Source organism: Serratia sp. GW822-FHT06E05 (assembly GCF_058799445.1).
The window spans coordinates 249,842-263,201 of sequence record NZ_JBXALM010000006.1 but is presented as its reverse complement, the minus strand read 5'-3'; the positions used below and the strand labels follow the sequence as shown (position 1 = coordinate 263,201).

The 13,360-nt window shown below is 53.1% G+C and carries 13 protein-coding genes; 6 read left to right on the top strand and 7 right to left on the bottom strand.

The features are described 5' to 3' along the window. Positions 1–556: 556 nt before the first annotated feature. Both AC1RKC_RS16095 and AC1RKC_RS16090 read right to left on the bottom strand, forming a co-directional pair. The gene (locus AC1RKC_RS16095) at positions 557–1,348 is read right to left on the bottom strand and encodes a PhzF family phenazine biosynthesis protein (RefSeq protein ID WP_020827733.1); all 792 of its coding nucleotides are present in this window, start codon (positions 1,346–1,348) and stop codon (positions 557–559) included. Positions 1,349–1,563: 215 nt separating this feature from the next. Then, on the bottom strand, positions 1,564–2,517 hold the full coding sequence (locus AC1RKC_RS16090; protein WP_234528956.1) for a LysR family transcriptional regulator: 954 nt from the start codon (positions 2,515–2,517) through the stop codon (positions 1,564–1,566). Positions 2,518–2,656: 139 nt separating this feature from the next. Between AC1RKC_RS16090 and AC1RKC_RS16085 the strand changes: the two genes are divergently transcribed. Further along, complete coding sequence (locus tag AC1RKC_RS16085; RefSeq protein WP_493092302.1) at positions 2,657–3,826, top strand: M20 aminoacylase family protein; 1,170 nt, start codon at positions 2,657–2,659, stop codon at positions 3,824–3,826. A gap of 35 nt (positions 3,827–3,861) precedes the next feature. Further along, a complete protein-coding gene (locus AC1RKC_RS16080) occupies positions 3,862–4,650 on the top strand; it encodes an ABC transporter substrate-binding protein (protein WP_493092301.1) in 789 nt (262 codons plus the stop codon). A gap of 69 nt (positions 4,651–4,719) precedes the next feature. On the opposite strand, the gene tmaR is transcribed toward AC1RKC_RS16080, so the two are convergent. The 3 genes from tmaR to AC1RKC_RS16065 all read right to left on the bottom strand — a co-directional run bounded on the left by tmaR (position 4,720) and on the right by AC1RKC_RS16065 (position 7,133). Continuing rightward, the gene (gene tmaR, locus AC1RKC_RS16075; RefSeq protein WP_020827737.1) at positions 4,720–5,037 is read right to left on the bottom strand and encodes a PTS system regulator TmaR; all 318 of its coding nucleotides are present in this window, start codon (positions 5,035–5,037) and stop codon (positions 4,720–4,722) included. 161 nt (positions 5,038–5,198) lie between these two features. Next, positions 5,199–6,266, bottom strand: a complete 1,068-nt coding sequence (locus AC1RKC_RS16070) for an FUSC family protein (RefSeq protein WP_234528954.1) — start codon at positions 6,264–6,266, stop codon at positions 5,199–5,201. Positions 6,267–6,365: 99 nt separating this feature from the next. Continuing rightward, the gene (locus AC1RKC_RS16065) at positions 6,366–7,133 is read right to left on the bottom strand and encodes an N-acetylmuramoyl-L-alanine amidase (RefSeq protein ID WP_256813482.1); all 768 of its coding nucleotides are present in this window, start codon (positions 7,131–7,133) and stop codon (positions 6,366–6,368) included. Positions 7,134–7,347: 214 nt separating this feature from the next. Here AC1RKC_RS16065 and AC1RKC_RS16060 point away from each other — a divergent pair, with 214 nt between their 5' ends. Then, the gene (locus AC1RKC_RS16060) at positions 7,348–8,094 is read left to right on the top strand and encodes a LexA family transcriptional regulator (protein WP_020827740.1); all 747 of its coding nucleotides are present in this window, start codon (positions 7,348–7,350) and stop codon (positions 8,092–8,094) included. Between the two features lie 40 nt (positions 8,095–8,134). On the opposite strand, the gene AC1RKC_RS16055 is transcribed toward AC1RKC_RS16060, so the two are convergent. Further along, positions 8,135–9,244, bottom strand: a complete 1,110-nt coding sequence (locus AC1RKC_RS16055) for an SDR family oxidoreductase (RefSeq protein ID WP_115060990.1) — start codon at positions 9,242–9,244, stop codon at positions 8,135–8,137. A gap of 257 nt (positions 9,245–9,501) precedes the next feature. Here AC1RKC_RS16055 and AC1RKC_RS16050 point away from each other — a divergent pair, with 257 nt between their 5' ends. The 3 genes from AC1RKC_RS16050 to sbcB all read left to right on the top strand — a co-directional run bounded on the left by AC1RKC_RS16050 (position 9,502) and on the right by sbcB (position 11,510). Next, complete coding sequence (locus AC1RKC_RS16050; protein ID WP_020827742.1) at positions 9,502–9,708, top strand: hypothetical protein; 207 nt, start codon at positions 9,502–9,504, stop codon at positions 9,706–9,708. Positions 9,709–9,787: 79 nt separating this feature from the next. Continuing rightward, positions 9,788–9,982 (top strand): DNA polymerase III subunit theta, encoded by a 195-nt coding sequence (locus AC1RKC_RS16045; protein WP_020827743.1) that lies wholly within the window; start codon positions 9,788–9,790, stop codon positions 9,980–9,982. Positions 9,983–10,082: 100 nt separating this feature from the next. Further along, positions 10,083–11,510 (top strand): exodeoxyribonuclease I, encoded by a 1,428-nt coding sequence (sbcB, locus tag AC1RKC_RS16040; protein WP_493092300.1) that lies wholly within the window; start codon positions 10,083–10,085, stop codon positions 11,508–11,510. A 53-nt stretch (positions 11,511–11,563) separates the two neighbouring features. Here the strand turns inward: sbcB and AC1RKC_RS16035 are convergent, their stop codons facing one another. Next, positions 11,564–12,931, bottom strand: coding sequence for an APC family permease (locus AC1RKC_RS16035; protein ID WP_020827745.1), 1,368 nt, complete (start codon positions 12,929–12,931; stop codon positions 11,564–11,566). Positions 12,932–13,360: the final 429 nt, after the last annotated feature.

The window sequence follows — 13,360 nt, the reverse complement described above, 5'->3', positions numbered from 1 at the left end:
GGAATGCGCAATGCCTCAAAGGCGGCTCTGTGTATTTTTTGCTACCCTCGCCCCGTGATAGTTGTCACGAAAAGGTGAGAAAAGATGAAATGTTAAAGTTTGGAGCTGTGGCGAGAACTGCATTAAATCGTCATTTGCCTTGCAACAGGACAGTGACAGCTTTGCAAACGGTCACAATTCCTCGCGGCCTGCGATGACCACGAATGACCGTTTATGAGGATTTGACCGTTTGGCGATAAAAAAGACGCCGGATGGCGTCTTCAGAAGTCGGCGTACTGCTCGATAGCGGATATCACGCCTCGAGTTTCAGTGGTTCAATAACACTCTACAGATAAGCCCCTCAGGGCTGATGGTGATTGCCCGTCAGAGATGCACAACTGACGGCAACTGCTGCTATTAACATCAGAATAAATATTCTTATCATGAGTAAGTCCATTGGCCTGTGCCCTGAGGATGGATGAACTATGAAGTTAGTTGTGGCAGCTTATGGGGCTGAGCTGCCGGAGGCAGTTATAGAGAACAGCAGACCTTATATTTTGAGCAGCATTCAATAGGTCTAGCGCAACAGCACTTTGCCTATCAAATAGGTTGTTGCCTGTCCGCCGATGTAAACGCGATCGCCCACTAGCTGGCAGCGTAAATCCCCGCCACGCTCTAATCCCTGATGCGCCAACATCTGCGTTTTATTCAGTTTTTCAGCCCAGTAAGGAATGAGCATGCTATGCGCCGAACCTGTAACAGGGTCTTCCGCTACGGCTTCACCTGGGCAGAAGAAACGGCTAACAAAATCGTATTCACCGTCACCTGCAGCCGTTATACACACCATTTTTCCCAGGGGAAGCATGCCATTGATATTCGGGCGTACAGTTTCGACCTGCTGCCGATTCTCCATTACTACCAGGTAATCACGCGCCACGCGCACTTCTTTGCATTCTGTGATGCCCAACGTGTCCAGCAATAATGCCGGTGGCATGACAGGCTTGGTTTCCCATGCAGGAAAATCGAGCGTCAGCCATTTATCGTTGCGTACCACCGTCAGCGGGCCAACAAATCGGGTAGCAAAATGAATAGTCGAACCTGGGTAATCAAGATGTTCAAAGATAACGTGCGCAGCTGCCAGTGTGGCATGCCCACACAGATTTATTTCAGCCAGGGAGGTAAACCATCGCAACTCAAAGCCAGTATCATTTGCGACAAAGAATGCTGTTTCTGACTGGTTATGCTGCTGGGCCATTTTCAATAATGTCTCATCAGGCAACCATTCTGTTAACGGACATACCGCTGCGGCATTACCGCCAAAAGTCGTGTTGCTAAAGGCATCTATCATGTAAAAATCAATTTGTTGCATGGCGTAAATCTCTAATCGATCTTCGGGCAGCCCACACTCTACCACGCCACGACAACATGCAATTTCGTATTTTTCATGTATCCACATCCCCCCGAAAAAATGAAGATAGCGTCTAACTAACACTGAATACGGTATAACGTTTTCTTCGATATGAAGACATCTGCTTCACGCCCTGAATAGCCGCCCCTCCAACCCGCTCGTACCACTCCCTATTCCTAAATCAACAACCTCACCCGATCATAAATCAGTCGGTCCTCCTGTCGTGCGGAGCGGGCGTGCTGGCGCAGAGTGCGAATCAGGTTATCTATCAGCGCATGAGCGGCGGTGCTGAGAATGCTGTTGCGCCGAGTCACGATATTCAGCCGTGCCGGATCGCAACTTTCCCGCAGCGCCAACGGCTGCAAACGCCCGGCAAACTGCGGCAGGCCGACCAACGGCGCCGGACACCAGGTACACATGTCCGCCGATTCCACCATCGCCTGCAGCATGCCAAGGGAATGCGCATGAATAATACGATTCGGATCGAGGTGAGCGCCGTGGCGGCTGAACAGCTGATGAATTAAATCGTCATGATTTTCCGGTGTGTAGTTCAGCACCCAATCCTGCTCCAGCAACTGGTGAATCGAGGTGCTTTGGCTCAACGAATGCCCCTGCCGCACCATCACCGCCGTTTCATAATCGAGCAAGGGTTCGCAATGAAACTCCTGCGGTGCCATCGAAACCGGAAGCGGCGTGATGGCAAAATCCATCGTGCCCTCACGCAGTTGTGATTGCGCGTTGGCCATCAAGCTTTCAAACAGTTCCAGTTTCACCTTGGGCATCTTTTTGCGAAAGGCCAACACCGCCGTCGGTAACACCGTCAACATCAACCACGGCGTAATGGCCGCTTTCACCTGCTCTTGCGCTAACCCGCGTAACCCCGCCATTTCATTATTAGCCTGTTCCAGCTGATTCAGCACCAACCGGGCATGTGCCAACAGCGTTTTCCCGTACGGCGTAAACCCCAGCCCGCTCGGAGAGCGAAGCAGCAACGGCAGTTCCTGTTGTTGCTCCAGTTCACGCAAAGCGCGCGTAACCGCTGCCTGTGAAAGCCCCAATTGCCTCGCTGCGGCGCGGATACTGCCGCCGTCAGCGCTGGCCACCAATGCCTGTAACTGATGCAGTTTCATGATGCCCCCATGACAACCCATTGTTGTCAGCATAACCGAACGGCGGCTCCCCGACCAACGGGTTGTTTGCTAGTGTCGGGAGTATCTTGTTTTCCGCTTATCGAACGTCGGAAATCGAATATTCAATCAGGATATCGCGATGAATAATCCGCTTGTCTTACCTGAAATAGCGGCAGTTAAGCATGAAATGGTCGCTATCCGCCGCCATATTCATGCTCACCCCGAATTGGGGTTCAACGAGTTTGCCACCGGCGAGTTGGTCGCAAAACTGCTGTCCAACTGGGGCTATCAGGTTACTCGGGAATTGGGGCAAACAGGCGTTGTCGCCACCTTGCGGCGAGGCTCGGGAAGATCACTGGGTTTGCGTGCCGATATGGATGCATTGCCGATTGAAGAAACCAGCGGATTAAGCTACACCAGCACCCACCGCGGCGTGATGCATGCCTGCGGTCATGATGGCCACACCACTATGCTGCTGGCAGCAGCGCGTTACCTGGCGCAACACTCTGATTTTACCGGGACTCTGCATCTGATTTTTCAGCCGGCGGAAGAAGGCGGCGGCGGCGCCAGAGTGATGATTGAAGACGGCTTGTTCGACCGGTTTCCCTGTGATGCGGTGTTCGCCATGCACAACGTACCCGGCTTTCCGGTCGGCCAGTTGGGCTTTGCCAGCGGCGCTTTCATGTGTTCGGCCGATACGGTCAATATTACCCTGCACGGTCATGGCGGCCACGGCGCGGTGCCGCAGCACACGGTCGATCCAGTGGTGGTTTGCGCCGCTATTGTGATGAGTCTGCAAACCATCGTCTCCAGAAATATCGATCCGCAGGAAACGGCAATCGTGACGGTTGGCGCGATCCAGGCAGGCCGTGCCGCCAACGTGATCCCTGCCACAGCAACCATGACGCTAAGCGTACGCGCACTGGATGCGGGAGTTCGCCAACGGCTGGAAAACCGCATTACGGCGCTGGTAGAAGCGCAAGCCGCCAGTTTTGGTGCTCGGGCGGACATTGATTACCAACAGGGTTATCCGGTTTTGATAAATCACGTGGCGGAAACTGAGCTGGCACGCACGGTCGCATTGGACTGGGCGGGTGAACAGCAGTTGATCCCGTCTCTGCGCCCCTTTACCGCTAGCGAAGACTTCGCATTTATGTTGGAAAAATGCCCCGGCAGCTATATCTCGATCGGCAATGGGGAAAGTACGCCCGGCAATTCGCTACATAACGCCGGTTACGATTTTAACGACGAGTGCCTGCCGATTGGCGCCACTTACTGGGTCAAGCTGGTCGAGCGCTTTTTGGCTTGATCCCTTTTGCACACCATTACGCCGAGGAACATAAAATGAAAACAAAGATTAGCCTGGTTCTCCTGCTGCCGCTGGCGTTAAGTTTCGCCGTTTCTGCTGGGGAATTCAGCGGAAAAGTAATTAAACTCGGCGTGGATCCGACCTATCCACCGCTGGAATTTAAAACGCCACAGGGGGCGTTGACCGGATTTGGGGTCGATATTGCACAGGCGATGTGCGATCAAATGCAGGCCAAATGCGTTTGGGTTGAGAGCAGTTGGGACGGAATGATCCCGGGGTTGCTGGCGAAAAAATTTGATGCGATTGCCTCGTCGATGACCATTACGCCGCAGCGCCAGGCGCAGATCGCCTTCTCGGACAAAGTGTCCAATGCGCCAGCACGATTAGTGGCCCGTAAAGGCAACAACCTGCAACCCACGGCGGCTTCGCTGAAAGGCAAATCCATTGGCGTGCAGCAGGGGTCCAGTCAGGAAACTTATGCCAACGCCCTGTGGCGGCCGGCCGGCGTTAACGTGGTGTCCTACCAGAGCCAGCAGGAAGCCAATGAGGATTTGATCAACGGCCGCTTAGATGCTTCGTTGCTGGCCAGCGTCAGTGCCAGCGAGTTTTTCCACACCCCAGCAGGAAAAGACTTTGCCTTTATCGGTGCCAAACTCAGTGACAGCAAATATTTCGGTATCGGTGACGGCATTGGGCTGCGTAAAGAGGATATCGCCCTGCGTAACGCGTTCAATGCTGCGCTGCAGGCGATCATCGCCAACGGCACCTACAAGAAGGTGAATGATAAATACTTTGATTTTGACGTGTACGGCGCAGGCCACTAAAGGGGCTGGAATGGGGATAGAGGGAAAACAATAAAAGGGCCAGGCGAATGCCTGACCCGATAAAAACGGTTACTTCACTTCGCCCATAGCCTTCAGCTTTTTGGACAGTTCGCGGCGTTCTTTGGACAAATCGGCATTTTTGATGATGTAATCATCAACGCGATCTTCATAGTCGCTGCGCATATTGGCAATGATGCCCTGAACGTCTTCAATGCTCATGCCCGGCTTGATGTACTCGCTCAGGTTATCGAGCAGCAGCACGCGTTTTTGGTTATCACGAACTTTCTTCTCGTTGTCGACAATTTCACGCTGCAGCTTATTTTTACGTCGGAACATACGCACAAACTCCAGAACGTCCTGGAAACTCGGCTTATTTGCATTATCCATCTTCATACCCTTGCTTTAGTAATACACAGATTCATTTGCTTACGGCCACAATGGTACCAAGATACAGGTTTGTGGCGGTCAGGCACAACACTCATCGCCCTATCTTACTCACTTTGGCGTCATGACAAAAACCCGAAGCGCCCGCTTCATGATCTGACCCCCTATTCACGCCCGCTGGCGGTACACACCTTGAGCAGATCGCCCAGTTCTTCCAACTGTTGCGTCAGTTCCATGCTCAACCATACGTAGCCATAAATTGGCGCTTCGCCGTGCTGACTGAAGCTGGCCTCCTGCATCAGGGTTTTCAATTCGGCGGCAATTTCGCTCAGTTGCCCCGCCTCTGCCGACAACTGTGTCTGCGGGCCGTCACGCATCGTTACTGCCAGCGACTGCAACGAATTCAGCGTTAGCAGTTGCGCACTGCGCAGCGTTTTGGCATTCAGCATAATAAAGTGGGTTTCGCGCGAGGCCCAATAAGCGTCGGCCAGCAATTCCAGCGTACAAACCAGGTTGCGGCTCAGCGTCTGCACCGCCTCGAAAACCGCTTTGGGGATGTGGGTCTCTTTGCTGCTGGGGACAATCAGGCCGCGTAATTTAACGACCTTATTGAGCAGGTCTTTCAGCTGTGGCTCCAGCCGCGGCCGTTCTATCATATTTGGTGACAGGTAAGCGCCGTAGATCTTGCTGACGTTTTCCAGGCAATCCGCCATCTCCATACGCCACAAAATATAAGCACGTTGCGGATAAATGCTGGTGAACAGCAACGCCAACAGCGAACCCAAAATTACGTCACCGCTGCGCCACAGTGCGGTATGCATATCACCGGCCCCCGCACCGCAAACCACCGCCAGCGTGATCCCCACCAGCAGCGCCATATAGGGCCGCTTACCGAGCGTCAGATAGCCACAGAAAAACATCACCACCCCGCACCACACCAGCATCAGCGGCAATGAGTAAAGCTCGAGATACAGGGCAATCAGCCCCGAGGCGGCGCCAAACACCGTACCTGCGATACGCTGCAACGCCCGTTGCAGCACATTGCCCCAGAACGAGATCGGCCCCATCACCACCACCAGCGTAATCAGTGGCCAGGTGCCTTCCGGCACTTCGAGCAGGCGGATCAGCATAAAGGTCAGGATAAACGCCAGCCCAATGCGCACGCCGTGCACAATGCGGTAATGGCGATAGGTCAGACGTTCGAACGAGGATATTTTTCTGTCGAGGCGCACGATGCATCCCGTTATCAGTGGCGAGAAAGAGCATCAGTTTAACGGAGGAAAGGGTTGGGAGAAAAGGCGGATAAGGCGTCCCTCATCCGCGCTCAAGCCTTAAGCGGCATATTTATCTACCAACGCGCGTAAAATGGCGGCGGTTTCGGCATCCATCACACCGTCATATTTGCGTTGACGGAAATGCAGTTGGAAGGCGCGAACCAGCTGGCGGTAACCCTCTGCATTGGTCGCCGCCGAGGTGTCGTACCCGTACCTGGCAAATAGCGCCAGTAAATCTTGCTGTGCGGGTACACCCTGGCATTGATACTCATGCTGATAACGCTGCTTCACCGCGTCGTCATACCAGGCACCGACACCGGCCAGGTACAGCTGATGCCATGGAAATTGCGGGCCGGGATCGCTTTTGCGGCCGGGGGCAATATCGGAATGTGCCACTACGTTAACCGGCGTGATATCCGGATAGCGCTGCAGAATATTTTGCGTCAATTGAGTTACCGCCGCGATCTGCTGCGGGTTAAAGGGTGGGAAAGTGATGTCTTCACCATCGCCGCTCGCCAGATTGACGATCTCAATGCCAATCGCGGTATCGTTGAGATTCGAACGATTGCCCCACTGGCTGGTGCCGGCGTGCCAGGCCCGCTCGACTTCATCGACCAGATTGAAAATCCTTACGCCGCTAAAGCCTGCCGCCTTATAGGTTGGATCTTCGGGATCCGGCACCAGATAATGGGCGCTGACCGACTTGCCGGTCAATGACTGCACCGAGTCGGCAAAATTCTGCGCGGTATAGTGCAGCACCAAAAAGCGCACCCGGTGGCCGAAGCTGGCTACCGAACGGTAGCTGTTGTAATCCATACTGAACATCGTAGATTCCTTGTGGGTTAAACACGTGTAATCCAACCACTGTAAAGGGCAAGAGTATTCGCCCCGGTTCATACTGGCGCAACTTGCAGCGCCCTACAATTCCTTCATGGACCTTGTCCACCCGTCAATGTTTAGCCAATTGCTAAATTTAAAGCAAGCTAAATTTAGCAAAAACGATATTTACCTTTTTGCTAAAGAATGCGATCATCCGGCCATGGAAACCAAAGAAATAAGACGCAATAATTTGCGCGAGCTGATGGCCAGCTACGCCCGGCAGGGTATCAACCAGAATGATTTTGCGGTGCTGGTTGAGTCCTCTTCGCCCACGTTGAGCCAAATCAGCGGTGAAAAGTCCTCCCGTAACCTGGGCGATAATCTCGCCAGGCGGATCGAGGCCAAACTGAACCTGCCCAAGGGTTGGTTCGACGTGTTCCATGAAAAAGAATTGGTGCGCCCGTTCGATAACGTGGCGGCAGAGTCGGATTTTCAACCTGCCCGCCTCAAGCCGGTGGTGTGGGAAGATACCGAACAGGACAAGGAAGAGTTTGTGGAAATTCCCCTGCTGGATATCAATTTTTCTGCTGGCGATGGCTGTTATGAAATTGTCGATCGTGAAGAGTTTTCGCTGATTTTCCGCCGCTACTACCTGCACAAGATGGGGGTGGCGGTGAATGCCGCGCGGATCATCCGCATTTCAGGATCCAGCATGGAGCCCCGGCTGCAAGACGGCGACGTGGTGGGAATCAATACCGATGATACTCGCATCCGTGAAGGGAAAACCTACGCGATTCGCCACGGTAACCTGCTGCGGGTAAAAGTGCTGATCGAACAGCCCGACGGTGGCGTCACTATTCGTTCGTTGAACCGGGAAGAATACCAGGACGAACACCTGAGCTACCCGCAGCGTAAAGACCAATTGGTGGTGCTGGGGCGCGTTTTCTGGTCGTCTTCGTCCTGGTAATGCGAGGATGCAGCAGGCGCCGCTAACCGGCGCCGTGCTGTTATTTGAAATCCACCACCATCTGCTGCTGAATGGACAGGCCCCGGGTCGACTGCACGCAACAGGCGATGTAGTCGGTAAAACGCGGCGGTTTCGGCATGCCCAGCTTAAGGATTTTGTCATTGCTGAACCGCACGTTGAGCATGGCGAAAGATCCATACAGGCGCATCGCTTTCAGCATCAGGCGTTCATTGCACGGCCCGAAAATATCTTTGAGCTGCTTGCGCATTTTCAACAGGGCTTCATAACTGACCTGCGCATAGTGATCGCCGAGCGGAGGCTTCTCCAGCGCAGCGGCAATGGCGCGATCGATGTCCGCGAAGCTAACGCTGCTCTCTTCACCGGCGGAGATATGGTAAACGTCGTTATCCAGCGTCTCGCTGTTCAACAGCATCACCATCGCATCAGCACAGTAATCAACCGGGATCACATCGATATTGTCCTGCAGCGAGCACATAAACTTACGCAGCATCAGCGCCATGCTGAACACCCAGAAAATACTGCTGGAAGGCTGACAGCCCAGGCGAGTATGCCCTACCACGATCGAAGGACGAGCAATCACCAGCGGTAGCTGCGGGCAATGCTGACGCATGAGCTGCTCAATGGTGGATTTGGAACGGGTATATTCCACCAAATGCTCGGCCGTTTCTTCAAATTCACCGCTTTCCGCGACCAGTGAACCAGGTTCCGGTGCGCAGGACATTGCCGTTCCCACATGCAGGAAACGTTTTAATCCAGACACCTGCGCCATTCTTTTGGCGAATACCAAAGTGCCTTCCACGTTAACCTTCCAAATAAGAGGGTTATTACCGAAAGAGGCTACGGCGGCACAATTAATAACGTGCGTTACATTGTTAATCCTTGTGTCTGCTAAAAAGTCAGCTGGCTCACTCAGATCCCCCAACAATATATTTTCTATCGTGATTTTAGAAAATAGTTCGGCTTCAATATTAAACTTCTCCATATTCATCCGAATACGGTCTAGCCCCTGCTGTGCATTATCAGCTCGCACTAACAGAAGATAGTTAATCGCCTGATTTTCTTTCAGTAATTTTTCAAGCACTGCACCACCGAGAAAGCCGGTAGCGCCGGTTAACAGCAGAGTTTTCATAATGTGCACCCACATTGGTATTGAATGTTGCTGATTGTATGTGGGGGTAATTAAACGGATATTAAATAAAACTCAGTAGTCTTATCTTATCTTTTCTTAATATTATCTTAAGGAATGTTTTGAAACATCGCAGCGGTATTTGGTAACACATTAATAAAAAACAAACCATAATAAACACCGCCGTTGACAGAGCATTGATATAAACTCTGATTTAATTCCCTGGTCAATATCATTCTCTTTATCCATCAGGAGGTTTTATGAGCTATAACCAAAAAGTCTGGTTGGGCATCCTAGTCCTGTGCAGCCTTTTCTGGCTGGCGGTGATTGGTGGTGTGTTATCGGCCCATAAAGCCTTTGATCGCGCACAGTTGCAAAATCAGCAGGAATATACGGCCAAATACTCTCAGCATTATCAGGGGGCAGCGGCATCAAGCCAGCCCCTGCAGGCACGTTCACACACTTGATGCGCCTCCCCCCTGAATGGGGTAGGGACAAGCTGGGTTAAGGATCCTATGATGCCCCTATGATCACAGGGAGAATAATATGGGTCGAAAGCTGGATAGCTTGCCACAAGCAGAACGTGAAAAAATTGAAGCCGATTTACTCGCTCTCAGCGTTATTTATAACGAACGTTATGGCATCAGCCCCAACAACAACGGTGCCAGTGCCGAAGAACAAGTACCCGATTATTTACGTCCCTACTTTCGTCTGCGCCTGAACTACTACCGCAATGCGTAATGCCGCTCATTTCGGTGATTAACGCTAACGACTGCTTGGCATCGCACATCTCGCCGTTACAATAGAGCAATATTCCCTACGCCACCTGAGAGATGCGATTTTGAGCAGCAAGGCACCGGCCACATTTTATATCCACGACTACGAGACCTTCGGTAAAAGTCCCTCTATGGATCGCCCGGCGCAGTTTGCCGGTGTGCGTACCGATATGGATTTCAACATTATCGAAGAGCCGTTGGTCATCTACTGCACCCCGGCCGATGACTACTTGCCCGATCCTGAAGCGGTGATGATCACCGGTATCACGCCGCAGCTGGCGTTAGCCAAAGGCGTCAACGAGGCCGAATTTGCGCGGCAGATCCATCAGGCGTTCAGCGTGCCTGGCACCTGCATTCTCGGTTACAACAACATCCGCTTCGACGACGAAGTCAGCCGTAATATTTTCTACCGCAGCTTCTACGATCCCTACGCCTACAGCTGGCAGAACGGTAATTCGCGTTGGGATCTGCTCGATGTGATGCGCGCCTGCTATGCGCTGCGCCCGGACGGCATCGTGTGGCCAGAAAACGAAGACGGCTTCCCCAGTTTCCGGCTGGAACACCTGACTCGTGCCAACGGCGTCGAGCATGAGCATGCCCATGACGCCATGTCAGACGTTTACGCCACTATCGCCATGGCTAAACTGGTCAAACAGGCACAACCACGACTGTTTGATTTCCTGCTGCAACACCGCAATAAGCATAAGCTGAACGCCCTGATCGACATCGCAGAGATGACGCCATTGGTGCACGTTTCCGGCATGTTCGGCGCCGCGCGCGGCAACACCAGTTGGGTATCGCCGCTGGCCTGGCACCCGGACAACAAAAACGCCGTCATCATGTGCGATTTAGCCGGTGACATGACGCCATTACTGACGCTGAGTGCCGATGAACTGCGCGAACGGCTGTATACCCGCCGGGAAGATCTGGCGCCCGAACAATCACCGGTACCGATCAAACTGGTGCATATCAACAAGTGCCCGGTACTGGCGCCGGCCAAGACCTTGTTGCCGGAAAACGCCGAGCGACTGGGAATCGACCGTCAGGCTTGCCTGCAAAACTTGCAGTTGCTGCGCCAGCATCCGGAGGTGCGCGAAAAAGTGGTGGTGTTGTTCGCCGAGGCCGAACTTTTCAAAGGCTCTGACGACGTCGACGCCCGGCTGTATGACGGTTTCTTCAGCGATGCCGACAAGGCTGCGATGAAAATCATCCAGCAAACCAAGCCGCAGAACCTGCCGGCACTGGATCTGACTTTCAGCGATGGGCGCATGAAGGAACTGTTGTTCCGTTTTCGTGCCCGCAACTACCCCAATACGCTGGACGACGCCGAGCAACGCCGCTGGTTACAGCACCGCCAGGAAGTATTAAGCGCCGAGCGAGTGCAGAGCTACGTGCTGCAACTGGAGTCGTTGTATAACCTGCATGAAGGCGATAAAGAAAAGACCGCGCTGTTGAAAGCGCTGTTTGAATACGGCAAAGAGTTGGTGGGGTAACAAAAACAATAAAGGGCGCCAAGGCGCCCTTTTTAATGCTTAGCGATAAAGGCTTAAGCCACGTCTTCGCTAGCCTGCGGTACCGGCAGACGGAAGCTGCGCGTCACGAAGGCCAGATAAATCAGACCAATCGCCGCCCATACCAGACCCAACGTCATTGAGCTGGCTTCCAGATTGATCCACAGTGCGCCAACAGTTAGCGCCCCCAATACCGGCAGGATCAGGTAGTTGAAGGTATCTTTAACGGTACGGTTCAACTTGTCGCGGATATAGAACTGCGAGATAACCGACAGGTTCACGAAGGTGAACGCCACCAGCGCACCGAAGTTAATCAACGCCGTCGCAGTCACCAGGTCAAACGACACCGCAGACAGCGCAATCACGCCGACCAACAGCACGTTCAGCGCTGGAGTACGCCATTTCGGATGCACATAACCGAAGAAACGCTCCGGGAATACGCCGTCACGGCCCATCACGTACATCAGGCGTGAAACACCGGCGTGCGACGCCATGCCTGAAGCCAGTACGGTTACGCAGGAGAACACCAGGATCACCGACTGGAAGAACTTACCAGCCACGTACAGCATGATTTCCGGCTGGGACGCATCAGGATCTTTAAAGCGCGAGATGTCCGGGAAGTACAGCTGCACGAAGTAAGACACCACGATAAAGATGATGCCGCCGATCAATGCCGTCAGGAAGATAGCTTTCGGGATCACATTCTCTGCATCTTTGGTTTCCTCAGACAGCGAACTGATGCCGTCAAAACCGAGGAACGAGAAGCACAAAATGGTCGCGCCGGTAATCATCGGCACCACGTGCGCATTCTCAGACCAGAACGGGCGGCTGCTGATCAGCGTGCCTGCACCTTCGCCATGCGAAATGCCATTCACCACCAGGAACAGGAACACGATCATGATCGCCACCTGCACCACCACGATAATGGAGTTCAGGTTTGCTACCAGCTTAATACCGCGCAGGTTGAAAATCGTCATCAGCCCGACCAGCGCTGCCACGAAGATCCACGAAGGCACGCCCGGGAAGATGGCTTCCAGGTAAATTTTTGCTAGCAGAATGTTGATCATCGGCATGAACAGGTAGTCCAGCAGTGATGACCAGCCCACCATAAAGCCGACGTGCGGGCTGATGGCCTTCTGGGCATAGGTATAAGCAGAACCGGCGGACGGGAATTTCCGTACCAGTTTGCCGTAGCTCAGTGCGGTAAACAGAACCGCCAGCAGAGCAAAGGCGTACGCCGTCGCGACGTGACCATCGGTCAGGCCGGAAACGATGCCAAAGGTATCGAAGATGGTCATTGGCTGCAGGTAAGCCAGGCCCATCATCACTACCGGAACTAAAGTCAGGGTTTTACGCAGCTGTGCGCGTTGAGCCGGTGCGGCGCTGATGATGTTATCGGACATTGCGCAGCCCCCCCTTACCTTCTGCCTTGCGGAATATAGACACGCCAAGACTTAAGGTTGCGGGGAAACTTCGCAACTTGCGACTGAATTCAAAAAGAAGGGGATTGGAAGCTGGATAACGAGTCAAGGCTGCCTTGGCTGCTCCATAATCGCTGCGACCGCAGCGGAAACCGGCGGGCACCGGTGCTAAAGTGAAAAATTGCCCCATCTTTCTTATCCTCATGAGTCACGACCATAAAGTTTTGTTTGATCGCGCACGAAACTATTTATCTATCCGGATCGGTGTCCGGCCTCGCTTGGTGTATGAAACGCACAGTTTGTAGAACATAAATGCAAAAAAAATAACCGACGCGTTAAAACGTCGGCTATCTGCATTAGGGATATTTTGCACCAAAAACCCTCCTGATGACAAGATCAGGAAGGCTTCTT

Bases quoted from the DNA above. Each gene is read 5' to 3' on its own strand.
- AC1RKC_RS16095 (WP_020827733.1), bottom strand. From the start codon at position 1,348: ATGCAACAAATTGATTTTTACATGATAGATGCCTTTAGCAACACGACT.
- AC1RKC_RS16090 (WP_234528956.1), bottom strand. From the start codon at position 2,517: ATGAAACTGCATCAGTTACAGGCATTGGTGGCCAGCGCTGACGGCGGC.
- AC1RKC_RS16085 (WP_493092302.1), top strand. From the start codon at position 2,657: ATGAATAATCCGCTTGTCTTACCTGAAATAGCGGCAGTTAAGCATGAA.
- AC1RKC_RS16080 (WP_493092301.1), top strand. From the start codon at position 3,862: ATGAAAACAAAGATTAGCCTGGTTCTCCTGCTGCCGCTGGCGTTAAGT.
- tmaR (WP_020827737.1), bottom strand. From the start codon at position 5,037: ATGGATAATGCAAATAAGCCGAGTTTCCAGGACGTTCTGGAGTTTGTG.
- AC1RKC_RS16065 (WP_256813482.1), bottom strand. From the start codon at position 7,133: ATGTTCAGTATGGATTACAACAGCTACCGTTCGGTAGCCAGCTTCGGC.
- AC1RKC_RS16060 (WP_020827740.1), top strand. From the start codon at position 7,348: ATGGAAACCAAAGAAATAAGACGCAATAATTTGCGCGAGCTGATGGCC.
- AC1RKC_RS16055 (WP_115060990.1), bottom strand. From the start codon at position 9,244: ATGAAAACTCTGCTGTTAACCGGCGCTACCGGCTTTCTCGGTGGTGCA.
- AC1RKC_RS16050 (WP_020827742.1), top strand. From the start codon at position 9,502: ATGAGCTATAACCAAAAAGTCTGGTTGGGCATCCTAGTCCTGTGCAGC.
- AC1RKC_RS16045 (WP_020827743.1), top strand. From the start codon at position 9,788: ATGGGTCGAAAGCTGGATAGCTTGCCACAAGCAGAACGTGAAAAAATT.
- AC1RKC_RS16035 (WP_020827745.1), bottom strand. From the start codon at position 12,931: ATGTCCGATAACATCATCAGCGCCGCACCGGCTCAACGCGCACAGCTG.